Below are 24068 nucleotides of genomic sequence, written 5' to 3'. Positions count from 1 at the left end.
CGCGATGGTGTCAAGCAAAGGTTCCCACCCGTTCGACGAACGACAAACCCGCGCCGATCAGCGTTATACTGTATCCATTCGGCCGCCTTGGGGGCAGACCGCTGTGGTCTTCAGCCCCTGCCGATCTGCGCGTTGGTCAGGTTGGCAGTAAAGGCCGGCGAAATCCGCCGCTCCATCGCGCGGCAGGCGTCCGCATGGGCGATCAAGGCCTTGCTCGCCCGCTCCAGCACGCGCGGATGCAATGGCTCCGCGCCCGAAAGCAGCGCGGCCATGCCCAGTTCGCTTTCCCCGATCGCCTGGCCAGCGGCCTTGATCCCGCCGAGCAGGTCCACCGCCCTGGCAAACAGCGCGCGTTGGGCAAGCGGGTCCATGGGCTTTTGGGCGTTGGGCTGGCTCATGCCCGCACTGTGCGCGATGGCGTGCGCGGGGGGAAGTGGCGACGTGCGGTTGTGCCCGGAAATGTGTGCTCATCAGCAAGCGGGACCCCGGATCAAGTCCGGGGTGACGAACGCGATAGCATCAATTTACAACGTCACCCCGGGCTTGACCCGGGGTCCCGCTTTTCCTTGGGAAACAGTCACACCAGAAACCGAAACAGATCGTCCCACCCTGGATTGGCCGTTTCAACCAGCGCAAACTTCCAGTCCCGGCGCCAGCGCTTCAACCGCTTTTCATGGGCGATGCAGGCGTCGATCGGCTCTCCGCGCTCGGCCCAAACCAGCCGATGCAAACCGTAGCGCGCGCAGAAGTCTGATCCGGCGCCATTGCGATGCTGATCGATCCGTTTTGCGAGGTCCGCTGTCACGCCAATGTAGAGCGTGCCGCGATAGCGATCGGCCATCATATAGACCCAGCCGCCATAGGTTTCGCGATCCATGGGCGGATCGTCGCGCAGACACATGCGGAGCGTCAACGCACGTTGCGGCCGATTTCGAAGGAAAGCCGGACCCCGGATCAAGTCCGGGGTGACGTTAAACTGACGTTACATGGTTCGTCACCCCGGACTTGATCCGGGGTCCCGCTTGTTCGGGATTTAGCGCGCGGCTTTGCACCACCCCCAACCCCCTCCTCTGAAGAGGAGGGGGCTTTTTGCTAGTCTCAGGCCGCTTCGGCCTTCTTGTCGGCGTGTTCCAGGTTGAGCATTTCGGCCAGCAGGAACGCCAGTTCGATCGACTGCGCGGCATTGAGGCGCGGGTCGCAGTGGGTGTGGTAGCGGTCGGCCAGGCTTTCCTGGGTGATCGCCACGGCGCCGCCGGTGCATTCGGTCACATCGCGGCCGGTCATCTCGATATGGATGCCGCCCGCATGCGTGCCTTCGGCGCGGTGCACGGCGAAGAAGCCCTTCACTTCGGCCAGGATGCGGTCGAACGGCCGCGTCTTGTAGCCGTTGTCGGCCTTGATCACGTTGCCGTGCATCGGGTCGCAGCTCCACACCACCGGGTGCCCTTCGCGCTTCACCGCGCGCACCAGTGCGGGCAGGCCGGCTTCCACCTTGTCGTGGCCATAGCGGCTGATCAGGGTGATGCGGCCGGCTTCACGCGCGGGATTGAGCGTGTCGAGCATGCGCAGCAGCGCGTCGGGCGTCAGGCTGGGGCCGCACTTCATGCCGATCGGATTGCCCACGCCGCGCAGGAATTCGACATGGGCCGAACCTTCGAAACGGGTGCGATCGCCGATCCACAGCATGTGCGCGCTGGTATCGTACCAGTCACCGGTCAGCGAATCCTGCCGCGTCATCGCCTCTTCATACTGCAGCAGCAGCGCTTCGTGGCTGGTATAGAAGCTGGTGCCCTGCAGTTGCGGGACATTCGACGGGTTGACGCCGCAGGCCTCCATGAAGTCCAGCGCTTCGCCGATCTTGTCGGCCATTTCGCCAAACTTGGTGGCCCAAGGGCTCTTGGCGATATGGTCGAGCGTCCAGCCGTGCACCTGGCGCAGGTTGGCATAGCCGCCGCCGGCAAAGGCGCGCAGCAGGTTGAGCGTTGCGGCCGCCTGGCTATAGGCGCGCAGCATGCGGTCAGGATCGGGGATGCGCTGTTCGGGCGTGAAATCGATCCCGTTGATGTTGTCACCCAGATAGCTGGGCAGTTCCACATCACCCTGGCGTTCCACCGGCGAGGAGCGCGGCTTGGCGAACTGGCCGGCCATGCGGCCAACCTTCACCACCGGCTGCTTGCTGGCAAAGGTGAGGACCACGGCCATCTGCAACAGCACCCGGAACGTGTCGCGGATGTTGTTGGGATGAAATTCGGCAAAGCTTTCGGCGCAGTCCCCGCCCTGGAGCAGAAAACCCTTGCCCGCCGCCACCTGGGCCAGATCGGCCTTGAGCGCGCGTGCCTCGCCGGCAAAGACCAGCGGCGGAAAGCTGCCAAGGGTGCCTTCCACCGCGTTCAGCTTGTCCGCGTCGGGATAGACCGGCAGATGCCGCGCCTCTTGATCCCGCCAGCTCTTTGCATTCCAGTTCTGTGCCACTGTCCTCATTCCTTTCAAGACCGGCGGACATAGGCGCACGCGCGCAGGATTGCAAAGAAAGCCTTTCGCATAGTGTGATCGACATTTTGTTGCGTGGGGGGAAGAAAAACACCTCCTCCGGCGGCGTGCGGCCGCCACCTCCCCCCGCTTTGCGGAGGGAGGATCCTGCACGTTATTTCTTGGCTTCGGGGACCACTTCGACGCGCCATGAGCGATCGTGCTGGAGATAGCGCGCGGCGAGCGCCTGCATCGCCTGGGGCGTGGTCTTGCTGTAATCTACCAGGATCGAGCGGATATCGTCGAACTTGCCCGGCTCCTGCGCTCCGCCTTCCAGCAGCGACATATAGAAGGCGTTGCCGGTGCTGGCGCGGGTGATCAGCTGCTTGAGCGGCTCGGTCACGCGCTCGATTTCATCGGGCGTGGGCGGCGCGGCCACCAGATCGGCGGCGATCTTGTCCGTCGCGGTAAAGAACGCGGGGAGATCCTGCGGCCGCAGTTGCACTGTCGCGCCGAGATAACCGCCCGAGGGCAGATCCATCGGCCAGACCGATTCAACCTGCGGGGCATAGGACGCGCCGATCTTTTCGCGCATCTCGTCGAACAGGCGGTTGTTGACAATCTGCGCCAGGATTTCGAGCTGGCGCGATTCGTGCACGCCGGTGCGCCCGCCGCCGGTGGGCCAGGCCACCATGGCTGCGGCCGTATTGGCATCGCCCGTGTGGGTCAGCACCACCGGGGTTTCATTGTGCGCGGGCAAATGCGGATCGAGCGGCGGCGGGTTGGCCGCGGTGCGGGCCGGCAGCGCACCGAACGTGGCGTTGAGCGCATCGAGCGCCTGCTGCCGCGTGAAATCGCCGAACATATCCACCTCGATCGGGCCCTGCGCCAGCAGGGGTTCCCACACGCGGCGGAAATCGGCAGGCGTCACAGTATCGAGCGCGGCCGGATCGGGCACCTTGTAGCGCGGGTCCTTGTCCTTGAGCAGCCAGCCCATGTCCCGCTGCAACACTGCCTGGGGCGAAGAGCCACTGGCGGCATATTGCAGCTTGGCCGCTGCCACCGCGCGCAGGATCGGGTTGGTATCCCAGCGCGGCTCGGCCAGCTTGGCGGCAAAGAGGTAGAGCTGGTCCTTGAGATCGGACGGGCGGGTGTCGGCCGAAAACTCGAACGCGGTATCGTCAAGCTTGAAATTGAGGTTGAACTTGCGGCCCGTGGCCAGCTCGTCCAGCGCGTTGCGGTCCACCTTGCCAAAGCCGGTTTCCATCAGCGCCATATCGCCCAGCGAGGCATAGACCGCATCCTTGGGCGCGATCGCGGCAAGGCCGCCGCCAAAGCGAATGCGGATGATGATCCGCCCCGGTTCGGCATCATTGGCCCACAGCAACGCCTTGACCCCGTTCGACAGGGTGAGCCGCTCGATCCCCAGCACGCCGGTGGGCTGCGCCTGGGCGACGGTGCCCGGCGTGCCGATCGGCGGCAACTGGGCAAAGGTCAGCTTGTCGGTCGGCAGGCGGACGCTGCCGGTTGGCACCGGCTTGGCAATGAGCGCGGCGCGCACATCGGCCGCCGTCGCGCCGATATCGCGCGGCGTGGTCAGCATGCCGCGCACGACCGTGCCCTTGAACAGCGCGCGGGTATGCGCCAGCACGGCCTGCGGGGTGAACAGCGGCACCGACTTCTTGAAGATGGTATAGACCGTCTCGGGGTTGGCCACCGTCTCGCGGATATCGACCGCCTGGGTGATATCGTCGGCCAGGTCCGATCCGGCCTGGGTGCGCTGGGTTTCGACCGGCACCTTGAACGACAGGTCGAACTCGGCCACCTCGCGATCGATATCGGCCTGCGAGGGCGGCGAGGCCAGTGCATCGTCGATCACCGAACGCACATCGGCCACGGCGGCCTTCCAGTCATCACCCAGCGGCGTGACCGACACCAGCGTGGTATCAGCCGAACGGGCATAGTTCTGCTGGTCGATCGAGGCCGACAGGAAGCTGCCACCGGCGCGCGCACGCACGGCCAGGCGGCGGTTGATCAGGGCCATGGCCAGGCGGTCGATCATCAGCCCCTGGTTATAGGCGATGGTATCGGCATGGCGCTTCCACGGCCGCACGACGGCATAGTTGAACTGCATCGGCGCGCTGGGTTCCACCACCACGCGGGCACCATCCACGGGATTGGCGGGATTTGCCCCCTTGGGCGCCACCGGCTTGCCGAAATCGATCGGCGCGGGCTTGGGGCCATTGCCGGTCCACGGGCCGAACCACTTGGTGATCTGCGCCAGCATCGCCTGGGGATCGGCGTCACCGGCCACGACGATGATCGTGTTGTCGGGGCGATACCACTTGTCGTGGAAGGCCTTGATGCTTTCGGGCGTGGCCGCCTGCAGCGTTTCAACCTTGCCGATCGGCGAACGCGTGGCAGCAGGCTGGCCGGCAAAGAACAACTCGCGCGTGGCGTCCATCACGCGGGTCTGCGGGCCGGAACGCTCGCGCATTTCGGCCAGCACGATCGGCACTTCGGTTTTCACCCCCTGCGGCGTGAAGATCGGCGCGGCGATCATGCCCGACAACAGCTTGAAGGTTTCATCCAGCTTGGCCGGCGTGGCATCGGGCAGGTCGAGCTTGTAGACGGTTTGCGTGCCGCTGGTTTCGGCATTGGTATCGCTGCCGAACGTGGCGCCCAGGCGCTGCCAGGTGGGGATCGCCTCACCCGATTTGAGATACTTGGAATCGCGGAACGTGAGGTGTTCGATCAGGTGGGCAAAGCCCTGCTGGGCATCGGTTTCATAAAACGACCCGGCATCGACCAGCACGCGCACGGAGACCTGGTCGGGTGGCACGCCATTGTGGCGCACGGCATAGCGCAGGCCATTGGGCAGGCGGCCAAAGATCCATTCCTTGTCCTGCGGCACGTCGCTGCCGACGTAGAGCCAGTTCTGCGCCGTGTTGTCCACGGCCGTCGCCGCCGGGGCGGCTCTGGCCTGCGCCGCTGCCGGAATGCCGGCGGGCGCCGTGGTGGCGAGCAGGGAAAGAACGAGAAAAGCGAAGCGCCGCGAGCGCCAGGTGTTCGATCGCATTTCCCATCTATAGGGAGGGGGTTTGTGAAGGGCCAGTGAATAGACCGGCCCTTCACCACGTTCATATCGCTTAATTACGCCATTACGGCTTGGGCGTGGTGGCGGGGGCCGGCGTGGCAGGCTGCCCATCGGCGCCCGGCTGGCCTGCAGCGGCGGCAGCGGCGCGCATCTTTTCGACGTCGGCGGCGGTCTTGTAATCGACCAGCTCCACCTGGAATACGAGATCGGCATCGGCCGGGATGGTCTCGCCCGCGCCTTGCGCGCCATAGCCCAGCGTGGCCGGCACGCAGAACCGCCAGGTGCTGCCCTTGGCCATCAGTTGCAGGCCTTCGGAAAAGCCGGGGATCACCCCTTCGACCGGAAAGGCAGCGGCGGTGTTCTGGTCGAACACGCGGCCATCGGCGGCAAGATAGCCGATATAGTTGACCAGCACATAATCGCCCTTGGCCGGATGGGCGGCATCGGCCGACGGCTTGAGCGTCAGCGTGCCCAGGCCCGAAGCGGTCTTGGCGCTGCACTGGCGCTGGCCAGCGGGCACCACCGGCATCAGCGGCACCGGCAGGATGGCGGTGGACAGCGCGGCCGCAGCCGAGCGAGCAGCCGGAACCGCCGCCCGCTTGACCGGGGCAGCGGCAACCGGTGCAGCCAGCGCCGAGGCGGCGAGCACAGCAGACGAAACAAGCATGGCGAAGCGCGCGGCGCGCGAAGGAGCAGTGATCATGGCCCGGTTCATAGCAGCCAGGCAGGCCCATTCCAGCGAAATACATGGCCGATGCTGACCCGCCAGCCCTTCTCGCCCCTTGACCCCTGCCCCCCCGGTCCTAAATGCAACAATCATGTTCATCGAAACCGAAACCACGCCGAATCCGGCCACGCTCAAGTTCCTGCCGGGCGAACGGGTCATGACCAGCGGCTCGCGGTCGTTCACCTCGCCCGAAGAGGCAGAGGTCTCGCCGCTGGCGCAGGCGCTGTTTTCGCTGGGCGACGTGACCGAAGTTCTGTTCGGCCAGGAATTCGTGGCGGTGACCATTGCGCCGGGCGCGCAATGGGCCGATGCCAAGCCGCAGGTGCTGGCGATCCTGCTCGATCATTTCGTGTCGCAGGCGCCGCTCTTTGCCGCTGGCAGCGCGGCAGGGATCATGGTGCCCGACGAGGACGAGGATTTCGGCGATGATCCGGCCGACGCCGATATCGTCGACCAGATCAAGGACCTGATCGAAACCCGCGTGCGCCCGGCCGTGGCCAACGATGGCGGCGATATCATCTACAGGGGCTTTCGCGAAGGCGTGGTCTATCTCAAGATGCAGGGCGCCTGCTCGGGCTGTCCTTCGTCGACCGCCACGCTCAAGCACGGCATCGAAAGCCTGCTCAAGCACTATGTGCCCGAAGTGACCGAAGTGCGCGCGGCCTGATCGGAACGGGACTCGTCGTGCCCCAGGCTGCCCCTTTTTCCCGCCGCCGCCTGGTGATCGATAGCGCCACGGAAAGCTGTTCGGTCGCCCTCTACGAAGACGACGCGCTGATCGCGGGCGAATGCCTGATGCTCGGCCGCGGCCATGCCGAACGGCTGGTGCCGATGATTGCTGCGCTGCCTGACAAGGGCCGCGCCGCCACGATCCTGGTCGACAGCGGGCCGGGCAGCTTTACCGGCATTCGCGTGGGGCTGGCCGCGGCGCGCGCCCTGGCGCTTGCCTGGAATGCCCAGGTGCTGGGCTATCAGAGCCTGGAACTGGTGGCAGCCATGGCGCGCGCGCAGCAGGGCGGGCCGGCGCCGCAACCGGTCGACGTGGTGATGACCGGCGGCCACGGGGAATGGTTCTTCCGCCCGTTCGACGCGGCCGGCCGGCCCACCGCGCCGCTTGCCTCGCTATCACCCGACCTGGCGCTGGCGCGACTGACCGCGCCGCTGGTGGCCGGCAGCCAGGCCGCTGCCTGCGCCGCCGCGCGGCCAGATGGACACAACCCCGTGCAGGTCTGCCCGCTGTGGCCCGATGCCCGCAGCGCCCATCTGCTCGATTCATCAGCCCTTACCGATGGCGCCGCGCCTGCCTATGGTCGCGCGCCGGACGCCCGGTTGCCGGGCGGCGCCTTGCCGGCGTGATGGAGCAGATCGAGGATCTCGACCGCATCATGGCCGTGATGACCACGGCCTTTCCGCCCGACTATGGCGAGGCATGGAACCGCCGCCAGGTGGGCGACGCGCTGCTGATCGGGCGCACCCGCTATGGCCTGATCGGTGCCGATGGCGGCGAGCATCCCCAAGACCTCGCCTCGACTGCCGGGTTCTTCTTGTCGCGCAGTATATTCGACGAAGAAGAACTGCTGCTCTTCGCTGTTGCACCGCAATATCGGCGGCAGGGTCTGGGCGACTCGCTGCTAGCACGATTCATCGCCCAGGCGCGCAGTTTGGGCATGGGGCGGTTGTTTCTGGAGATGCGCGAAGGCAATCCTGCCGGGAACCTCTACCGCAAACACGGATTCCAACCCATTGGAATTAGGCCCGGTTACTATCGCAGCACCACTGGCGAAAGGATTGCGGCAATTAGCCAGGAACTTAAACTGTGATTTGAAATTCCGGCAAATCAGCTGTTTATGAAATTTCGGTCATTTTATCGAATACCGCATCTTCCCGCGGTTGTTTATCGAATATAAAAGCGTATAGACAACCGACGCTCCCGACAAAGCGGGATGTCGTCTAAAAACGTGTCGCACAGCAACATAGAACGAAAGCCGGATCGCAATGAGTGATATCGAAAACGATATGCGTGAAACCCTGATCACGCTGACGTCGGACATCGTGGCCGCCCACGTGAGCAACAACAGCGTTGCGGTGGGTGATCTTCCGGTGCTCATTTCCAATGTCTATTCGGCGCTCGCCGGGCTCAAGCCGTCTGAACCGGTGGCAGAACCCGCTCCCGAACCGGCAGTATCGATCCGCGCTTCGGTCAAGAATGACCACATCGTTTGCCTGGAAGACGGCAAGAAGCTCAAGATGCTCAAGCGCCATCTTGCCACCCGCTACAACATGACGCCCGAACAGTATCGCGCACGCTGGAACCTGCCGGCCGACTATCCGATGGTCGCCCCGGCCTATGCCGAAAAGCGCCGTGAACTGGCCAAGAAGATCGGCCTGGGCCGCAAGCCCGCCGCTGCCCCCGCCAAGCGCGGTCGCGGCAAGGCTGCCGCATCGGCCTGATCAGGCGCGCTGGCGCATAGGGAGCAATCCCGGCGCGCCGCACCTGCATATTCGGCCCGGCAGGCGCTATGCTTGCCGGGCCTTTGCATGCCCGATCGGCGTGATGCCGTGGGCCTTGGCCGGGTCATCCACAGCGCCGTAGCCTCCCCGTGGGGTTTCACCGCGTCTGGCCGGTTAACAAGCCACGCCAATTCGCCTATATTGGGCACTGACCTTTCCAGAATGACGAGAACAGCGTGCACCGAGTGATCGATCTCGAAGCCCTTTGCGCCGAACGCGGCCTGCGGATTACCGACCAGCGCCGCGTGATTGCGCAAGTGCTGTCGGAAAGCAGCGACCACCCCGACGTGGAAAAGTTGCACGAACGCGCCGCGGCGCGCGACCCGCGCATCTCGATCGCCACGGTCTATCGCACCGTGCGCCTGTTCGAGGAGGCCGGCATTCTCGATCGCCACGATTTCGGCGATGGCCGCGCCCGCTATGAAGCCACGCCCGAAGCGCACCACGACCACCTGATCGACGTGGAAACCGGGCGAGTGATCGAATTCGTCGATCCCGAACTCGAACAGTTGCAGCGCCAGATTGCGGAAAAGCTGGGCTATCGCCTGGTCGATCACCGCATGGAACTCTACGGCGTCAAGCTCGGCCGGGAAAGCTGAGCACCACCATGGTCCGCCAGCGCAGCGTCGGCCCCGAGCGCGATGCCCCGATCAGCCTGCTGGGCAAGTTCCGCGTGTTCTGGCGCGCGGTGGGCATTCTGCTCGCCCTGCTGATCTGCGTGCCGCTGCACTATGTGTGGCGCACGGTGCACTATGGCTCGCCGCTGCCGCGCGTGTTCCTTTATCTGGCGGCACGCCTGTGTGGCGCGCGCGTGCGGGTTCACGGCACGCCGCTGCGCCGCGACGTGTTCTACATCAGCAACCACCTGTCGTGGGTGGATATTCTGGCCCTTGGCGGCGCCAGCGGCACGGCCTTTGTGTCCAAGTCTGAAATCGGCCAGGCGCCGGTGGTGGGCTGGCTGTCCCGCCTCAACCGCACGGTCTTCGTCAGCCGCGAAGATCGGCTGGGCGTGGCCGACCAGATCAACCGCCTGCGCGAGGCATTGGCCGACAACTGGGCCATCACCGTCTTTCCCGAAGGCACCACCACCGACGGTCAGTCGCTGCTGCCGTTCAAGACATCGATGCTGCGCGTGCTGGAGCCGCCGCCACCGGGCGTCCTGGTGCAGCCGGTCGTGCTCGATTACGGCGCCGTGGCGGAATGGATCGGCTGGATCGGCACCGAGGGCGGCATCGCCAATGCCTTGCGCATCCTGGCGCGGCGCGGTTCTTTCCGGCTCGACATCCACTTCCTCGATCCGTTCGACCCGCGCGATTGCCCTGGCCGCAAGGCCATCGCCGCGCAGGCCCGCAACCGCATCGTGCCGGCGATGGAACGCAACCTCGGCAAGCCGCTGCGCCCCTTCCACCTCGACGTGCCGCAAGTGGGCTATACCCGCAGCAAGGAAGACCGCGCCGCCTAGGGCGCTACTATCACGCGTACGTCCACGCTCACGCCGCCTTCGGGCAATGGCGCAAGCGTGACCTGCTGCACGATCAGGCCCTGCCCGCGCAGGGATTCCAGCCAGGCGAGCACCGCACTGCTCGATCCCTGACCGACCAGCCGCACCGATGCCCCCTGCGCCTCTGCCGGAGCGAGGCTGACCCCGCCCTGCCCCGCCAATGCCACCAGGCGGCCAGGATCGATCTTGGTTGGCGCGCCCGCGCCGTCGTCCAGATCGGCAAGCTGGCGCAGCAGGTGCGCGCTGCGTTGCGCGGCTGCCTGATGCTGCGCGCGGGCCGCCTGCCAGGCCTGGGCCAGCGGTACCAGCACGCCCTGCGCCAGGGCGAGAGCCATGGCCAGGCCAACCGCCAGGCTGACCATGCCGCGTTCGCGCGCGGTCAGTGTGGCGAGCCACGCCTGCACCCGCGCCATCATGGCGCCCGCATCGTGATAGTGGCGACAATGCCCGCGCCATCGCGCACCGGTGCCGGTGGCTGGGCCAGGCGCCAGCCATCGCGCTGCAAGGCCAGCAGCACCGCATCGACCGGCGCGGTCTCCCGCGCCGCGAGGGTGAACCGCAAGCTACCCTGCGCCGTGTGCTGCAGGCCGGCGAGGCGCACCCCCGGCGCTGCCCGCAGCGCCTGCCACAACGCGGCAGTGGGCGGCGCCCAGCCATCGGCGCCGGCCTGCGCCCGCAGGCGCGCCGCATTGACCACCTGTTCTGCGCTGGCCAGATCGCTGACGGCGGGAAAGCGCGCGCGCACTTGTGCCACGCTGGTCGCCGCGATCCGCGCCGCATCCACGCGCCAGCGCATGATCTGCGCCACGGGCACGGCCAGCGCCAGCACGCTGACCAGCACTGCCAGGCGCGCCAGCCGGCGCACTGGCCAGGCGGCCTGCCCCGCCGCGCCGCCCTGCATGTCGAGCCAGGGCGCTGCATGTGCCTGCAGCAAGCGCGGGCCGAGGTCTCGCTCTGCCCAATCCACCACCCGGGCGCCATCGGGCACGAGCGCCTGCCACAGCGGCGCTTCGGCAACAAAGGCCGCCTGGTCGGTGCGCGCCAGCACCATTCCGCGCCCCAGGCTGGCGCGGTGGACCGTGCCCGCTGGCGGCGGCGGCAGCAGCAATCCGGCTGGCAGCAATGCATCGGCATCGCGGCCAGTCAACGCTACAACCTGCGCCTGCCAGGCGGCCAGGATCTGCTGCGCAACCAGCGTGGCCACGACCTGCCCATCGTCCCGGCCCGCAACCGCCGTGCTGCCGGGCGCCAGGGCATGATCCTGCGCTGCCAGCCGCGCCACGGCCAAGGCCTGGTCGGCGGTGGCGGTTTCCTGCGCCCCAAGGGCCAGCACGGGTGCCTGCGCGGCGGGCACCAGCGCGGTGATGCGGCCGCGCCAGCCGGCCAGGTCTTGCCCAGGCGACAGAGCGTCGATGCGCCCATCGGCCACGCACCATGCGGCAACCGGCGGCCCGCCGGTTTCGGCCAGCAACAGGATCAGGCCGTGATCCGGCACCTCAGCCGCCCTGCCCCTGCGCCACGATATCGGCATTGGCGCCACTGCCGCCGGGCTGCCCATCGGCACCCAGCGACATAAGCGCAAACGGCGCGCCATCGCGGCCAGGCACACGATAGAGATAGGGCCGGCCCCAGGGGTCTTTGGGCAAGCGCTGGATATAGCCCCCCTTGCGCCAGGTTTCCGGCACGGCAAGATCGGGCGGCGCCTCACGCAGCGCAGCCAGCCCCTGCGCCTGGCTGGGATAGCTGCCCTGGTCCAGCCGGAACATCTCCAGCGCCTGCTCCAGCGTGGCGATATCGCTTTGCGCCTTCACCGCCATGGCGCGATCCTGGCTGGGCATCACGTTGATCAGCACGACCGTAGTCAGCAGGCCCAGGATGAAGATCACCACCATCAATTCCACCAGGCTGAACCCGTTGGGCGCGGGGCGACGGGGGTGAGCATGCACGACAGCCATGGGTCAATTTCCAACAAGGGTTTGCAATTGCAGGATCGGCAGCAGGATCGCGAGGATGATCAGCGCCACGATCGCGCCCATCACCACAATGATCGCTGGCTCCAGCAGAGCGAGCGCGGTGGCCGCCGTGGCCTCGAACGCGCGATCCAGCGCTTCGGCCGCGCTTTCCAGCAGGGGGCCAAGCTGGCCCGATGCCTCGCCACTAGCAGCCATGGCTATGAGCAGCGGCGGAAACAGCCCGGCCTGGCTGAGCCCTGCGGCGAGCGAGCCGCCCTCGCGCACGCCCTGTGCCACTTGCGCCAGCGCCCGGGCGTGGCTGTGATTGGCCGCCGTACGCGCAGACAGGCGCAAGCCTTCGAGCAGCGGCAGGCGCGCCGCGATCATCGTCGCCAGCGTGCGCGCCAAGGCAGCGGCCTGAGCATCGCGCCACAGCGGCCCGAGCACGGGCAGGCGCAACAGCGCATGATCCACCCGCGCGCGAAACGGCAGCCATGCCAGCGCGCGGACAAACGCCAGCCCGCCCAGCACGATCGCCAGCAGCATGGCCCAGCCCCAGGTGGCGAGAAAGCCCGACACCGCGATGACCGCGCGCGTCAGCCATGGCAGTTGCCGGCTGGCCGCGTCGAACTGCTCCACCACGCGCGGCACCACGGCTACCATCAGGCCGGTAACCACCGCCACGGCCACCGCTGCCAGGGCCAGGGGATAGGCCAGCGCACCCGCCAGGCGCGCGCGCACCTGCGCCTGCCGCTCGGCCAGATCGGCCAGGCGCGTGGCGATCTGCGGCAGGCGGCCAGCGCTTTCCCCCGCGCCGATCATCGCGCGATAGACCGGCGGAAACGCGCGCGGCGCGCGGCCCATCGCCTCGGCCAGGCCCAGCCCCTCGCACACCCCGGCGTGGACTGCGCCGATCACCGCGCCTTCCCGCGTGGCGCCGGCCTGGCGCAGCATCGTGCGCAGCGCCTCTTCCACCGGGCTGACAGCCACGAGCGCGGCCAGTTGCCGAGTGAGCAGCGCGCGCCGGGCCAGGCCCAGCCGCAGCCGGGCAATCGGCCGCACGTCGCGCGGCTGTGCAGGATCGACGCGCAGCACATGCCAGCCACGCGCCGCCAGGTTCTGCCGCGCGGCCGCCGGATCGGGCGCGGCCAGGCGGCCCTGCCGCTCGCGCCCCTTGCGATCGAGCGCGCGATAGGTGAACGCCGTGCGGCTCATCCCTGGTCCTGCCGCAGGATGCGCGCGGCCTCTGCCGCGCCAACCATGCCGGCCAGGACCAAGGCCCGCGCCGCATCGGCCAGGCGCGGGTTGGTCGCAAAGGCATGGGCAACAAGCGCGTCCTCGCCGGCGTCATCGTGAATCAGGCGGCGCAGGCTGTCATCGGCCCACAGCGCCTCGAACACGCCGACGCGGCCTTGGTGCCCGCTGTCGCCACAAGCCGCGCAGCCCGGGGTATCGCTCACCATCGTGCCGATGGCCAGGCCCAGCGCCGCCGCCAGATGCGGCGCCACTGGCGCGGGGGCGCGGCATTGCGGGCACAGCCGCCGCACCAGCCGCTGCGCCAGCACGGCGCGCAGCGTGGCCGCCAGCAGGAACGGCTCCACCCCCATGTCGCGCAGGCGAGTCACCGCGCCAACCGCATCGTTGGTATGCACCGTTGCCAGCACGAGATGCCCGGTCAGCGCAGCCTGCACGGCAATCTGCGCGGTTTCGGCATCGCGAATTTCGCCGACCATCACCACGTCAGGGTCTTGCCGCAAGATCGCCCGCAACCCAGCCGCGAACGTGAGGCCCAGGCGCGGATTGACCTGGGTTTGCCCCACGCCATCGACGGCATATTCCACCGGGTCTTCGACAGTAAGAATATTGCGTGCGCCATCGCGCAGCAGGCCAAGCGCGGCATAGAGCGTGGTGGTCTTGCCCGAACCGGTGGGCCCGGTGACCAGCACGATGCCATTGGGCTGGGCCAGCGCGCGGCGCAGCACGGCATCGGCCGCCGCGTCCAGCCCGAGCGCCGCCAGATCGATGCCGGCGCGCGCCTTGTCGAGCAGGCGCAGCACGACCCGCTCTCCCGCGCGCGAGGGCAGTGTGGACACGCGCACGTCAACCAGCCGACCGGCAAGATCGAGTGCCATGCGCCCGTCCTGCGGCAGGCGCCGTTCGGCAATGTCGAGGCGGGCCATCACCTTGATGCGGCTGGCCAGCAGCGGCGCCACCCGGGCGGGCAAACGCAGCATTTCTGCCAATTGCCCATCGCGGCGCAGGCGTACGACCAGCGCCGGTTCATAGGGTTCCAGATGGATATCCGACGCCCCCTGGCGTAGCCCTTCGGCCAGCAGGCCATTGATCAGGCGAATTACCGGGGCATCGTCGGTGCTGCCCAAGAGGTCTTCGGCGCTGGGCAGATCGAGTGCCGGCAGCGCGGCATCGTCGCGCGCCAGCGCATCGGCGGCGGCCATGGTGCCATCGGCATAGATCTGCGCCAGCAGTGCCTCGAACGCAGGGGGCGGCACGCGGCGCCAGCTGGCGATCGGCCCGCCCAGGCGCCGCACATCGAGCAGGGCCAATGCGCTGGCCCCTTCGCGCAGGACCACGGCCAGACCGCCTGGCTCACGCCCTTCCACCAGCAGGCCCAGGGTGCGGGCCGCAGCGTAATCGGGGCGCCAGGTGGCGGTGTCCTCCACCGGGGTCACGGCTGCACCCCGGTTTGGGCTGCCGCCGGATCGGGCGGACGGATCACCGTGTCGCTGGCCCGGCTTGGTGCCGGCCTTGCCGTTCCCAGGTAATCGCGGACCAGTTCATCGATCGACGGTTCCTGCCCCGGGGCATAGGCCACCTGCGCGCCGCGCACGGCATCCATGCGCCGCGCCGTCAGCGCTGCGCGCCCTGCCCCGTCGCGCAGGATGGTGGGGCGGATGAACACCATCAGGTTGGTTTTCACATGGCTTTTGCTGCGCGAGCGGAACAGTTCGCCCAGTAGTGGCACGTCGCCCAGCAGCGGCACCTTTTCCAGGGTGCGCCGCTCGGCATCGTCGAGCAGGCCGCCCAGCGCGATGATCTCGCCATCCCCAACCGTCACCGTGGTGCGGATTTCGCGCTTGTTGACCACCAGTTCGCTGTTGCTGGACGAGACCGGCCCGGCCACCGAACTGACCTGCTGCCGCAGATCGAGCCGCACGGCATTGCCCGCGTTGATCTGCGGCGTCACGTCCAGCTCTATCCCCACGTTCTCGCGCTGGATCGTGCGGAATGCGCCGGCCAGCGAATTGGACAGCGCCTCGCCGGTGGCCACCGGGACTTCCTTGCCAAACAGGATCGATGCCGGAACGTTGTTGTTGGTGACGATATGCGGGGTGGACAGCACGTTGGACTTGCTGTCGGCCCGCACGGCATCGATCAGGGTGCCGAAAAAACCCGATCCGCCCAGGCTGGTGGCCCAACCGGCGATGCCGCTGCGCGCGGCAAGCGCAGCCTGCGCGGCATTCTGGCGCAGGAGATCGGCGGTGCCGCCCGACGTGCTGGTGGTGACAGTGGCGCCATTAATCACCGTGGTCGTCTGGTCCAGACGATCGGCATAGAGGCCGCCGGCCAGATCGAGGATATTGGCCGCGCCGTTGGAAAAGCTGGTGACGGCAAAGGGCGCATCCTTTCCACCGATGAGCATCTGCACACCCAGTTTTTGCGCCACATCGTCAGACACTTCGACGATGATCGCCTCAACCAGCACCTGCTGCTGCGGCAGATCGAGCGCGTGAACCAGATCGGCCAGGCGGCGCTGTTCATCGGCCGGGGCGGCAATGATCACGGCGTTGGCGCCGGGATAGCGGGTGATCGTGGCGGTGCCGCGCCCGCCATCGAGGCGGATCGGCCCATTGCCCAGGCCGCTGGTGGTACCGCCGGAGGGATTGGCCGCCACGCTCGGCTCTTGCCCCGGCGCACTGGCGCTGCCCGCAGCGGCGCTGGCCCCAGCGCTGCCCATATTGCCCAGCGACACCGGCGCGGCCGATCCGGCGCTTGCCTCCCCCCCAGTGCCGCCCACCAGCCGTTCGAGCACGGGCACGAGCAGCGCGGCATCGGCATGATCGAGCCAGATCACGCGGATCGCGCCGCCCTGGCCAGCGCGCGCATCAAGGCGCCGTGCCACGTCGGCGAGCCGCGCCAGGGTGACCGCATCGCCGCGCAGCACCACGGCATTGGCGCTGTCCACGGCCACCACGCTGGCCGGGCTGCGCCCGCCTTCGCCTGCGGCCACCAGTTGGGCCAGGGCGCTTGCCACCTCGCGCGCGCCGGCATGGGCCAGATCGAGCGTGAGCACGGCGGCGCGGTCCTGGTCAATCTGGCGTACCAAGGCGCGAATGCGAGCGAGGTTGTCGGCATAATCGACCACGACCAGCGAATTGCCCGCCTTGTTGGCCGTGAGCGCGCCGTCCTTGCTGACCAGCGGGCGCAGTGTATCGAGCGCCTGAACCGCATCGGCAGCGCGCAGGCGCACGATTTCGGTGACCATCTGGTTGCGCGCTGCCATGCCCCGCCCGGCAGGCGCGGCGGTGGGCTGGCTGGCCGCACCCTCCACCGGCTGGATGCGAAACGCGCCGTTGCCGGTGGGGACGGCAACCAGGCCGTTGGCACGCAGCGTGGCCAGGAACACCTCGAAATATTCGCTGGCGCTCAAGGTCCGCTCACTCGCCACGCTAACTTTGCCGGCAACCCGCGCGTCGACGATGAACGTGCGGCCAGTCACTTCGGCGGCATCGGCGATGAAGGCGCGCATATCCGCTTCGCGCACGTTGAGGCGATACTGCGCCTGCGCTGCCAGCGGCCAGGCCAGCGCGAGCGCTAGTGCGGCGAGCCTGGGCAAGCCCTCACACTTCAAAAGCCGCCCCATCATTGTCCCCCGCCGGCCGGGCCAAGCGAGAGCGCCAGATCGTGCCCGGCGCGGCGCACCGTTACCGCCACGGCCTGACCGGCCGCCAGCATGGCCTCGATCTGCCGGGCATCGCGCGCGTCGCGCACGGGCTTGCCACGCAGCGCCACGATCCGGTCTCCCGGCAAAAGGCCCAGGGACTGCGCCTCGCCCACTGCGCCAGACGCTACCAAACCTGGCGCGCCGTGCGCGGCATCGGCAAGGCGGAAGTGGGGCGCCGGCGGCTTGCCGCCGGTGCTGTCAGCCGGCCGGCCATCCTGCCCCGCGAGGCGCAGCACCAGCGTGCCCCTAGCGCGCTGCAGCACTACATGATCGAACGCCACCTGCACCAGCCGCACGCCAGGCGCGATGTCCGCCCCCTGCGGCACCGCGCGCTGCACCCCGTCGGCGCCGGCCAGGATCGCGCCGCCGCCCTGCCCATCGGCTGTGGATCGCGTGCCGAGCAGAGTGAACGGCAGCGCAGCACCCGCCGCACCGCCCCCGCCACCGCCATCTGGCACATCGCGCGCAAATGGATCGAATTGGGCAAAAAGCGCGGCGCGTGCCGGGGCGTCAAGCACCACCAGGCCGGCGCTATTACCCGCCGTCGCCGGCGTGAGCGGCGCCAAGAGTACCCAGCCGAGCATGGCAAGCAGCGCCGCCACACTGCCCAGGAGCGCCACTTCGGCAAGGAGCGCGGCCAGCGGTGGTCTGCCAAAGCGCGGTGAGGCTATGCGCCAGCGCCAGTCTGGCCAGCGCCACAAGGCCTGCCCAGCCAACGATGCCGATCCCGCCATGCCCTGCGCCTGCTTGCCCATTGTCTGCCCCACCCATTGCCGCAGCCAGGGTAAGCCACAGGCCCGCGCGCAGGATGCGCGAAAGGCTCGATTTCGGTGGCTCTAGCCGCTAGGCCAAGGGCATGCCCGCCTGGTTTCCATCTTCCTGGCACCGCGCCCTGTTGCGGCTGGCCCATCGGCTGCGCGTGGCCTGGTGGCGCTGGCGCCGCGTGCCGGTGCCCGGCTGCATGGTAGTGGCACGCAATGCGCATGGGCAGGTGCTGCTGGTGCGGCACAGCTATCACCACAGCCATGCCTGGATGCTGCCCGGCGGCGGCCTGGCGCGCGGGGAAAGCCCGGTGGCAACCGCCGCGCGCGAACTGGCCGAGGAAACCGGCTGCACGCTGCACGACGCGGTGCATTTTACCGATCACCTGCGCGATCGCGGCGGCTGGCTCAACCAGATCGCCCTGGTCGCCGGAACCGCGCTGGGCAGTCCGCGCGCCGATGGACGCGAACTGCTCGACGCCGCATTCTTTCCCGTCGCGGCTTTGCCCGAGACCACCAGCCCCGCCACGCGCGAGATGATTGCCTTGTGGCAGGATCACGCGCGCCGGCAGCAGCGATAGGCATCAAAATGGCAGCTGCGCCTGCCCCGGCGGCGCGGCAACAGCGGCTGGCTGGCCCGGCTCGTCCAGTGCCGAGAGCGTTACCCCCATCAGCCGCACCGGCTGTGGCAGGGGCAAGACCTGGTCGAGCAGGCCGCGCGCCACGTCGGCCAGGGCATCGCGGCTCGCCACCGGCGTTGCCAGCGACCGGGCACGACTCATCGCCGTAAAGTCCTTGAACTTCAGCTTGAGCGTCACGGTGCGGCCGGTCACGTCGGCCCGCGCCACGCGGTCCCACGCCAGGTCGATGATCGTCTCCAGCGTTTCGCGCAGGACCGAACCCGAAGACAGGTCACGATCGAACGTGCGCTCTGCCCCCACGGATTTGCGCGGGCGATCGGCGGTCACCGCGCGCAGATCGATCCCCCGCGCCGCGCGATAGAGGTAATCGGCCTGGGCGCCAAAATGCTGGCGCAAGGTGGCCAGGCTTTGCGCGCGCAGGTCTGCCCCGGTGGCAATGCCCAGCGCCGCCATCTTTTCCGCGCCGCGCGGCCCCACCCCATGAAACCGGGCTACCGGCAGGTCGGCGACGAAGGCCGCACCCTCACCCGGGCGGATCACGCACAGGCCATCGGGCTTGTTCTGGTCACTCGCCAGCTTGGCCAGGAACTTGTTGTAGGACACCCCGGCGCTGGCGGTCAGCCCGGTCTGCGCGCGGATGCGCTGGCGAATGAGTTCGGCGATGCGCGTGGCCGATCCGATCCCGCGCAAGTCACGCGTGACATCGAGATAGGCCTCGTCGAGCGACAGCGGCTCCACATCGGGGGTGTAATCCAGGAAGATCGCGCGAATCTGTTGCGACACCATGCGATAGACATCGAAGCGCGGGCGCCGAATGATCAGATCGGGGCACAGTTGCACCGCGCGTGCCGAGGGCATGGCCGAACGCACACCAAACCGGCGCGCCTCATAGCTGGCCGCGGCCACCACCCCGCGCGCGGCATTGCCGCCCACGGCTACGGGCTTGCCGCGCAGCTCGGGCGCGTCGCGCTGCTCCACGCTGGCATAGAAGGCATCCATGTCGACATGGATGATCTTGCGCAGGCCCGGCGCCTCATCGGCATCGGGCACGGGAAAAGGGGGCGGAGGCGGGGATTCGGACATCGGCATGAATGCGGCGTCCGTCATGCCACAAACAACGGTCAAGGGCTCCAACAAAACCTTGGATTGCCGCGCCCTGCCTGCCATAGGATCGTTATGCAACCTGACTATCCAGCCCAACGGCGCCCGATCAAGGCGCTGGGTGGGCGCGAATTCATTGCCATGATGGCGCTGCTCATGGCGCTTCAGGCGCTGGCCATCGATGCCATGCTGCCTGGGCTCGGGCAAATCGCCGCAGACCTGGGCGTCAGCGATCCCAATCGCCGCCAGCTGGTGGTGGGGATATTCCTGGTTTCGGCCGGCGTGGGCGCGCTGGTGCCTGGCGCGCTGGCCGATCGCCATGGCCGGCGCCCGGTGCTGCTGGTCACGATCGTGCTCTATGTCGCGCTGGCGCTGGGCTGCGCCATGGCGCCTGATTTCGATACCCTGCTGGTGCTGCGCGCGCTGCATGCGGTGTCGAGTGCCGGCGTGGCGGTGCTGCCGGCCGCGATCGTGCGCGATCGCTTTGCCGGAGACCAGATGGCACGCACCCTCTCGACCGTCTCCACCGTGTTCATGGTCGTGCCGATGCTGGCGCCCAGTGTGGGGCAATTCGTGCTGCTGTTTGCCGGCTGGCGCTGGATCTTCGGGGTGCTGGCGGTGCTGGCAACGATCATGGGCGTGTGGGTGTTCATGCGCCTGCCCGAAACGCTCGACCCGGCCAACCGCCAGCCGATCATGCCGATGACCATCGCGCGCAACATGGCCCATTCGGCGATCGAGCGGTCTTCGGCCGGCTATGTCCTGGGGGCAGCGCTCGTTTTCGGGGCGATGTTCGGATACATCAACTGCTCGCAGCAACTGGTGGCCGAACACTTTGGCGCGGGCCGTTATTTCCCGCTGATCTTTGGCGCCACGGCGCTGTCGCTATCGTTCTCCAATTTCTTCAACGCCCGCATCGTCGAACGTTTTGGCGCGCGGCGCGTGTCGCAGACGGCGCTGCTGGCGTGCATCTGCCTCAGCCTGTTGCAGGTGCATTTCGCCTTCAGCCCGCACCAGACGCTGCTGCGCTTCATGCCGGTGATGGCCGCCAACATTTGCGCCATGGGCTTTATCGGCGCCAATTTCAGCTCGATCGCGCTGCAGCCCTTTGCCCGCACCGCAGGCGCGGCCAGTTCGATGCAGATGTTCATGCGCACGCTGATCGGCTCGCTGATCGGCATCGCGATCGGCCAGGTCTATGACGGCACGGCGCGGCCCCTGTCGCTGGCATTCGTCACCTGCGGGCTGCTCTCGCTGTGCCTCGTGCTCTATTCCGAGCGCGGCCGCCTGTTCCGCCGCCTCATTCCGCCGGGCGGGGAGCGGGTGCTGGTAGACGTGCACTGACCGGCGGTTAGGCGACGGCGCGGCCCATCGCGGCCAGGGCCACGTCGGCACGTTCCGGCCGGGCAAAGTGGTAGCCCTGCATCAGCCGGATGCCGAGCGCGCGGGCCGTGGCGACCTGCGCTTCATCCTCCACGCCTTCGATCATGCACTCGATGCCCAGTTGCCAGGCAAACGAGACGATCGTGCCCACGATCGCCCGCGCGCCCGGATCGCTGGACAGCGCGGCGGCCAGCCCGCGATCGATCTTGACCATGTCGAGCGGCAGATCGCGCAATTGCGACAGGCTTGACCAGCCCGCCCCGAAATCATCGAGCGCGAGGCGGAAACCCGCCGCCCGGAACGCCTCGAGCTGGGCGTGGGCGCGGCGCGGATCGGCGATCAGCGCCGCTTCGGTCACTTCCAGCATGAAGCGCGCCGGATCGGCACCGGCATCGTGCACCAGCCGGGCAAGGGAGTCGACCGCGCCCTCGCGCGTTACATCGCGCGGGGTCAGGTTGATCGCCACCGTCAGCCCCTGGCGCCAGGCATCGCATTCGGCCAGCGTCCGGCCCATCACCGCCTGAGTCAGTTCGCCGGTGCGGCCCGTCGCCGCGGCCAGATCGATGAACTCGCCCGGTGCCAGCCAGGTCTGCCCATCGGGCGACCAGCGGGCAAAAGCTTCGAACCCGACGACCGCCAGGCTGTCGACATCATAATAGGGCTGGTAGAGCAGGCGCAGCCGATCATCCAACAGGCAATCGTTGAACTGGCGAGTCATCGCGCTGCGCTGCTGCAGGGCGGTTTCGTCGTCCGGGCCGAACAGCACGATGGCGCCCTCGCCCCGCTTCTTGGCCTTGTAGAGCGCAGCGTCGGCGCGTTCCAGGCAGGCGCCCACGCTGGGCCCGCGCACGCGATGAAGGCCGGTGGAAGCGTGCAGGCGCAGGCTGACTCCGTTGTGGAGCACCGGCGCGCGCACCGACTGCGCCAGGTCTTGCGCGGCAGCGGTAACGCCAGTGGCATCGAGCCGGCCGTCGAACAGGATCGCGAATTCATCGCCGCCCAGGCGCCCATGCGCGAGGACGCCGGAAATCGCACCGATGCGCGTGGCCACCGCGCGCAGCACATCGTCACCGGCCGCATGGCCATAGGTGTCGTTGACGTGCTTGAACCCGTCGAGATCGAGCAGGGCCAGCCACGGGGCCGCCAATTCATGCCGGCCCACATCCTGATCCAACCGCGCCAGGATTGCCCGGCGGTTGAGCGCCCCGGTCAAGGCATCGCGTGAAGCCTGTTCGAAATTCCTTTCCGCCAGCCGCGCCGCCAGGCGTTCGCGCCGCGCCAATTGCTGGCGTGACAACTCCAGCCGCACGAAATCGGCATGGAAGCCAAATGTCATGGCCAGCACGGTGAGATTGGCCATGACCAGCAGCAGGACCACCGGCCACAGGTGCGTGCCATCCACCACGAGATAGACGGTGCAAGCCGGCACGGTGGAGGCAAAGACCAGCCGCAGCGCCGCCGCCGGAGCATGCGCCAAGCCGAGCACCCCTGCCACGGAAATTACCGAGAGCAACACGCAGAGCAATGCGCGCTGCGCCTCGCCGCCGACACAATAGAGATAGAGGGCCCACAGCACCGCAAACAGCACCGAAAGGCCCACGCTGGTTGGCAGCGCATCGAGATCCTTGCGCCGCAGCGCCAGAGGCCGGCGCTCCACTTGCACAGGCAGCCAGTGCCAGCCGCGCTCTGCCACGAACACCATCATGACAACGCCCGGCACCAGCACCGGCCACGGCACGGTGCCGGCCACCCGCATGATCACCAGCCCGACCGCCAGCAACGCCAGCAACGACAGCAGTGGCAGGCGGCGGGAGAGATTGTGCGTATAGGCCGCGACCATCGCCTCACCGCGGTACGCGCGCCGGTGGGCCCCATCCATGATCGCGCCCAGCAGCGCCCCTATCACCCGGCTGCGGGCGCGCAGGCGCGGACGCAGCGGCAAGGATTCGGCCGCGATGGCAGCGACCATCCCAACCTGTTCCGCCTGAGGGTTTCCACTAAGGGGTTCCATCTCGCGGGCATAGGACCCAGGCGGTTAACAGGTGGTATGCGTCGGCGTTTCAACGGTTTGTTACAGCAGGTTGTCTGCCAACGCTGTCACGCCGGGATCGCGCGGATTCAGGTCTCCGCCAGGGCCGCAACCAGGGCCTTGACCTTTTTTTGGCGCCACTGCGGCAAAGGAGCGACCAGCCAATAGCCGCGCCGGCTGTTCTCCACCTCACCCAGGGCGACGACGCGGCCGGTCGAGAGGGCATATTCGGCCAGGAGCAGCGGCACGCGCGCCTTGCCCAGGCCCGCCGCAGCTGCGCTGATCGCAGTGCCGGCGTCGCCCACGGAAAACGCCACTTCGCGCCCCTCACCCGCTGGCACCGGATCACCGGGCCAGCCGATCCAGGCGCCATCGCCGTTTTCGCCGCTCACCTCGGCAAAGCCGGGCGCGGCGACGATCACGGTTTGCGGCGCGCCGAGCGGAATGCCTTCGAGTTCGCCCGGCCCTTCGGCCCAGCGCACGGCCAGATCGAGATTGGCCTCGGTAAAATCGATATCGCCATCGCCGCCGACCAGCGAAAAGCGCAATGCCGGGTTTTCGGCACGAAACGCGGCCAGCCGCTGGCTGAACCAGGCGGCAAAGAAATCACGCGGGCAGGCAATGGTATAGACGTGGCTGGATTGCCCCGCCTGCATCGCCTGCACGCCTTCTTCAAAGCGCAGGAAGCCCTCGCGGATGGCATCGAGGCCGGCCGCAGCCTCGTCGGTCAGTTCCAGCCCCTTGGATGTGCGGCGAAACAGCACGACGCCGAGCAGGTCTTCCAGCGCGCGGATCTGCTGGCCCACGGCGGCGGGCGTCACCGCCAACTCGTCGGCCGCGCGGGTGAACGACAGGTGGCGTGCGGCCGCGTCGAGCACGCGCAGCCCGTTGAGCGGGAGATGGGTCCGCTTCATTGGTGGTATCGCCCTTCGC

The 24068-nt window shown here is 68.0% G+C and carries 23 protein-coding genes; 8 read left to right on the top strand and 15 right to left on the bottom strand.

Going from position 1 to position 24068, the window contains the following annotated elements; all coding sequences use genetic code 11:
* Nucleotides 1-110: 110 nt before the first annotated feature.
* The 5 genes from FHW97_RS01955 to FHW97_RS01935 form a co-directional block, all read right to left on the bottom strand.
* Nucleotides 111-398, bottom strand: coding sequence for a hypothetical protein (locus FHW97_RS01955; protein ID WP_022677432.1), 288 nt, complete (start codon nt 396-398; stop codon nt 111-113).
* A gap of 179 nt (nt 399-577) precedes the next feature.
* A complete protein-coding gene (locus FHW97_RS01950; RefSeq protein ID WP_171797853.1) occupies nt 578-877 on the bottom strand; it encodes a GIY-YIG nuclease family protein in 300 nt (99 codons plus the stop codon).
* Between the two features lie 221 nt (nt 878-1098).
* Nucleotides 1099-2472: a class II 3-deoxy-7-phosphoheptulonate synthase gene (locus tag FHW97_RS01945; protein WP_054130678.1), complete on the bottom strand. Its 1374-nt coding sequence runs from the start codon at nt 2470-2472 to the stop codon at nt 1099-1101.
* Between the two features lie 172 nt (nt 2473-2644).
* Entirely contained in the window at nt 2645-5548 is a 2904-nt protein-coding gene (locus FHW97_RS01940) for a pitrilysin family protein (RefSeq protein ID WP_171797852.1), read from the bottom strand.
* An 82-nt stretch (nt 5549-5630) separates the two neighbouring features.
* The gene (locus tag FHW97_RS01935; RefSeq protein ID WP_171797851.1) at nt 5631-6269 is read right to left on the bottom strand and encodes an FKBP-type peptidyl-prolyl cis-trans isomerase; all 639 of its coding nucleotides are present in this window, start codon (nt 6267-6269) and stop codon (nt 5631-5633) included.
* Between the two features lie 115 nt (nt 6270-6384).
* Here FHW97_RS01935 and FHW97_RS01930 point away from each other — a divergent pair, with 115 nt between their 5' ends.
* The 6 genes from FHW97_RS01930 to FHW97_RS01905 all read left to right on the top strand — a co-directional run bounded on the left by FHW97_RS01930 (nt 6385) and on the right by FHW97_RS01905 (nt 10266).
* On the top strand, nt 6385-6960 hold the full coding sequence (locus tag FHW97_RS01930; RefSeq protein ID WP_171797850.1) for a NifU family protein: 576 nt from the start codon (nt 6385-6387) through the stop codon (nt 6958-6960).
* A 17-nt stretch (nt 6961-6977) separates the two neighbouring features.
* Nucleotides 6978-7649 carry a tRNA (adenosine(37)-N6)-threonylcarbamoyltransferase complex dimerization subunit type 1 TsaB gene (gene tsaB, locus FHW97_RS01925; protein ID WP_370525288.1) on the top strand — a complete coding sequence of 224 codons (672 nt, stop codon included), beginning with the start codon at nt 6978-6980 and terminating at the stop codon, nt 7647-7649.
* The gene (locus tag FHW97_RS01920; protein WP_233250916.1) at nt 7649-8113 is read left to right on the top strand and encodes a GNAT family N-acetyltransferase; all 465 of its coding nucleotides are present in this window, start codon (nt 7649-7651) and stop codon (nt 8111-8113) included. The genes tsaB and FHW97_RS01920 overlap by 1 nt, the downstream gene beginning before the upstream one ends.
* Nucleotides 8114-8288: 175 nt before the next feature.
* Nucleotides 8289-8744 carry a MucR family transcriptional regulator gene (locus tag FHW97_RS01915; RefSeq protein WP_022674704.1) on the top strand — a complete coding sequence of 152 codons (456 nt, stop codon included), beginning with the start codon at nt 8289-8291 and terminating at the stop codon, nt 8742-8744.
* Between the two features lie 236 nt (nt 8745-8980).
* Nucleotides 8981-9403 (top strand): Fur family transcriptional regulator, encoded by a 423-nt coding sequence (locus FHW97_RS01910; protein ID WP_022674705.1) that lies wholly within the window; start codon nt 8981-8983, stop codon nt 9401-9403.
* Nucleotides 9404-9411: 8 nt separating this feature from the next.
* On the top strand, nt 9412-10266 hold the full coding sequence (locus tag FHW97_RS01905) for a 1-acyl-sn-glycerol-3-phosphate acyltransferase (protein ID WP_062786153.1): 855 nt from the start codon (nt 9412-9414) through the stop codon (nt 10264-10266).
* On the opposite strand, the gene gspM is transcribed toward FHW97_RS01905, so the two are convergent.
* Genes gspM through FHW97_RS01870 form a run of 7 tightly spaced genes read right to left on the bottom strand, consistent with a single transcriptional unit; the run spans nt 10263 to nt 17954 of the window.
* On the bottom strand, nt 10263-10721 hold the full coding sequence (gene gspM / locus FHW97_RS01900; RefSeq protein WP_168351573.1) for a type II secretion system protein GspM: 459 nt from the start codon (nt 10719-10721) through the stop codon (nt 10263-10265). The two genes, FHW97_RS01905 and gspM, sit on opposite strands and share 4 nt — an antisense overlap.
* On the bottom strand, nt 10718-11800 hold the full coding sequence (locus tag FHW97_RS01895; RefSeq protein WP_171797849.1) for a hypothetical protein: 1083 nt from the start codon (nt 11798-11800) through the stop codon (nt 10718-10720). Before FHW97_RS01895 ends, gspM begins: the two co-directional genes overlap by 4 nt.
* A gap of 1 nt (nt 11801) precedes the next feature.
* On the bottom strand, nt 11802-12260 hold the full coding sequence (gspG, locus tag FHW97_RS01890) for a type II secretion system major pseudopilin GspG (RefSeq protein WP_171797848.1): 459 nt from the start codon (nt 12258-12260) through the stop codon (nt 11802-11804).
* Between the two features lie 3 nt (nt 12261-12263).
* Entirely contained in the window at nt 12264-13472 is a 1209-nt protein-coding gene (locus FHW97_RS01885; protein WP_171797847.1) for a type II secretion system F family protein, read from the bottom strand.
* On the bottom strand, nt 13469-14947 hold the full coding sequence (locus FHW97_RS01880) for an ATPase, T2SS/T4P/T4SS family (RefSeq protein WP_171797846.1): 1479 nt from the start codon (nt 14945-14947) through the stop codon (nt 13469-13471). Before FHW97_RS01880 ends, FHW97_RS01885 begins: the two co-directional genes overlap by 4 nt.
* Nucleotides 14944-17112: a type II secretion system secretin GspD gene (gene gspD / locus FHW97_RS01875; protein WP_253941522.1), complete on the bottom strand. Its 2169-nt coding sequence runs from the start codon at nt 17110-17112 to the stop codon at nt 14944-14946. The genes FHW97_RS01880 and gspD overlap by 4 nt, the downstream gene beginning before the upstream one ends.
* 26 nt (nt 17113-17138) lie before the next feature.
* Complete coding sequence (locus tag FHW97_RS01870; RefSeq protein WP_171797845.1) at nt 17139-17954, bottom strand: type II secretion system protein N; 816 nt, start codon at nt 17952-17954, stop codon at nt 17139-17141.
* Between the two features lie 122 nt (nt 17955-18076).
* Between FHW97_RS01870 and FHW97_RS01865 the strand changes: the two genes are divergently transcribed.
* Nucleotides 18077-18562 carry an NUDIX domain-containing protein gene (locus FHW97_RS01865; protein ID WP_171797844.1) on the top strand — a complete coding sequence of 162 codons (486 nt, stop codon included), beginning with the start codon at nt 18077-18079 and terminating at the stop codon, nt 18560-18562.
* 3 nt (nt 18563-18565) lie between these two features.
* On the opposite strand, the gene dinB is transcribed toward FHW97_RS01865, so the two are convergent.
* A complete protein-coding gene (dinB, locus tag FHW97_RS01860) occupies nt 18566-19705 on the bottom strand; it encodes a DNA polymerase IV (RefSeq protein WP_183533746.1) in 1140 nt (379 codons plus the stop codon).
* 93 nt (nt 19706-19798) lie between these two features.
* On the opposite strand from dinB, the gene FHW97_RS01855 reads away from it, so the two are divergent.
* Entirely contained in the window at nt 19799-21067 is a 1269-nt protein-coding gene (locus tag FHW97_RS01855) for a multidrug effflux MFS transporter (RefSeq protein WP_171797842.1), read from the top strand.
* 7 nt (nt 21068-21074) lie between these two features.
* Here FHW97_RS01855 and FHW97_RS01850 read toward each other — a convergent pair whose 3' ends face one another.
* Complete coding sequence (locus tag FHW97_RS01850) at nt 21075-23075, bottom strand: bifunctional diguanylate cyclase/phosphodiesterase (protein WP_253941521.1); 2001 nt, start codon at nt 23073-23075, stop codon at nt 21075-21077.
* Between the two features lie 149 nt (nt 23076-23224).
* Entirely contained in the window at nt 23225-24049 is an 825-nt protein-coding gene (locus tag FHW97_RS01845) for a LysR family transcriptional regulator (protein WP_107715964.1), read from the bottom strand.
* Between the last annotated feature and the right edge of the window lie 19 nt (nt 24050-24068).

The organism is Novosphingobium sp. SG754, assembly GCF_013149315.1.
Taxonomy (GTDB): Bacteria; Pseudomonadota; Alphaproteobacteria; order Sphingomonadales; family Sphingomonadaceae; genus Novosphingobium; species Novosphingobium capsulatum.
The sequence above is the reverse complement of the archived record's forward strand: the minus strand, read 5'-3'. Positions and strand labels throughout refer to the sequence as shown.

What these genes read in the sequence shown, in the direction of transcription:
- FHW97_RS01940 (WP_171797852.1), bottom strand. Translation starts at nt 5,548, where the DNA reads ATGCGATCGAACACCTGGCGCTCGCGGCGCTTCGCTTTTCTCGTTCTT.
- FHW97_RS01915 (WP_022674704.1), top strand. Translation starts at nt 8,289, where the DNA reads ATGAGTGATATCGAAAACGATATGCGTGAAACCCTGATCACGCTGACG.
- FHW97_RS01955 (WP_022677432.1), bottom strand. Translation starts at nt 398, where the DNA reads ATGAGCCAGCCCAACGCCCAAAAGCCCATGGACCCGCTTGCCCAACGC.
- gspG (WP_171797848.1), bottom strand. Translation starts at nt 12,260, where the DNA reads ATGGCTGTCGTGCATGCTCACCCCCGTCGCCCCGCGCCCAACGGGTTC.
- FHW97_RS01905 (WP_062786153.1), top strand. Translation starts at nt 9,412, where the DNA reads ATGGTCCGCCAGCGCAGCGTCGGCCCCGAGCGCGATGCCCCGATCAGC.
- FHW97_RS01930 (WP_171797850.1), top strand. Translation starts at nt 6,385, where the DNA reads ATGTTCATCGAAACCGAAACCACGCCGAATCCGGCCACGCTCAAGTTC.
- FHW97_RS01850 (WP_253941521.1), bottom strand. Translation starts at nt 23,075, where the DNA reads ATGGTCGCTGCCATCGCGGCCGAATCCTTGCCGCTGCGTCCGCGCCTG.
- gspM (WP_168351573.1), bottom strand. Translation starts at nt 10,721, where the DNA reads ATGATGGCGCGGGTGCAGGCGTGGCTCGCCACACTGACCGCGCGCGAA.
- FHW97_RS01855 (WP_171797842.1), top strand. Translation starts at nt 19,799, where the DNA reads ATGCAACCTGACTATCCAGCCCAACGGCGCCCGATCAAGGCGCTGGGT.
- FHW97_RS01920 (WP_233250916.1), top strand. Translation starts at nt 7,649, where the DNA reads ATGGAGCAGATCGAGGATCTCGACCGCATCATGGCCGTGATGACCACG.
- FHW97_RS01870 (WP_171797845.1), bottom strand. Translation starts at nt 17,954, where the DNA reads ATGGCGGGATCGGCATCGTTGGCTGGGCAGGCCTTGTGGCGCTGGCCA.
- FHW97_RS01885 (WP_171797847.1), bottom strand. Translation starts at nt 13,472, where the DNA reads ATGAGCCGCACGGCGTTCACCTATCGCGCGCTCGATCGCAAGGGGCGC.
- FHW97_RS01935 (WP_171797851.1), bottom strand. Translation starts at nt 6,269, where the DNA reads ATGATCACTGCTCCTTCGCGCGCCGCGCGCTTCGCCATGCTTGTTTCG.
- FHW97_RS01950 (WP_171797853.1), bottom strand. Translation starts at nt 877, where the DNA reads ATGGATCGCGAAACCTATGGCGGCTGGGTCTATATGATGGCCGATCGC.
- dinB (WP_183533746.1), bottom strand. Translation starts at nt 19,705, where the DNA reads ATGTCCGAATCCCCGCCTCCGCCCCCTTTTCCCGTGCCCGATGCCGAT.
- FHW97_RS01845 (WP_107715964.1), bottom strand. Translation starts at nt 24,049, where the DNA reads ATGAAGCGGACCCATCTCCCGCTCAACGGGCTGCGCGTGCTCGACGCG.
- FHW97_RS01865 (WP_171797844.1), top strand. Translation starts at nt 18,077, where the DNA reads ATGCCCGCCTGGTTTCCATCTTCCTGGCACCGCGCCCTGTTGCGGCTG.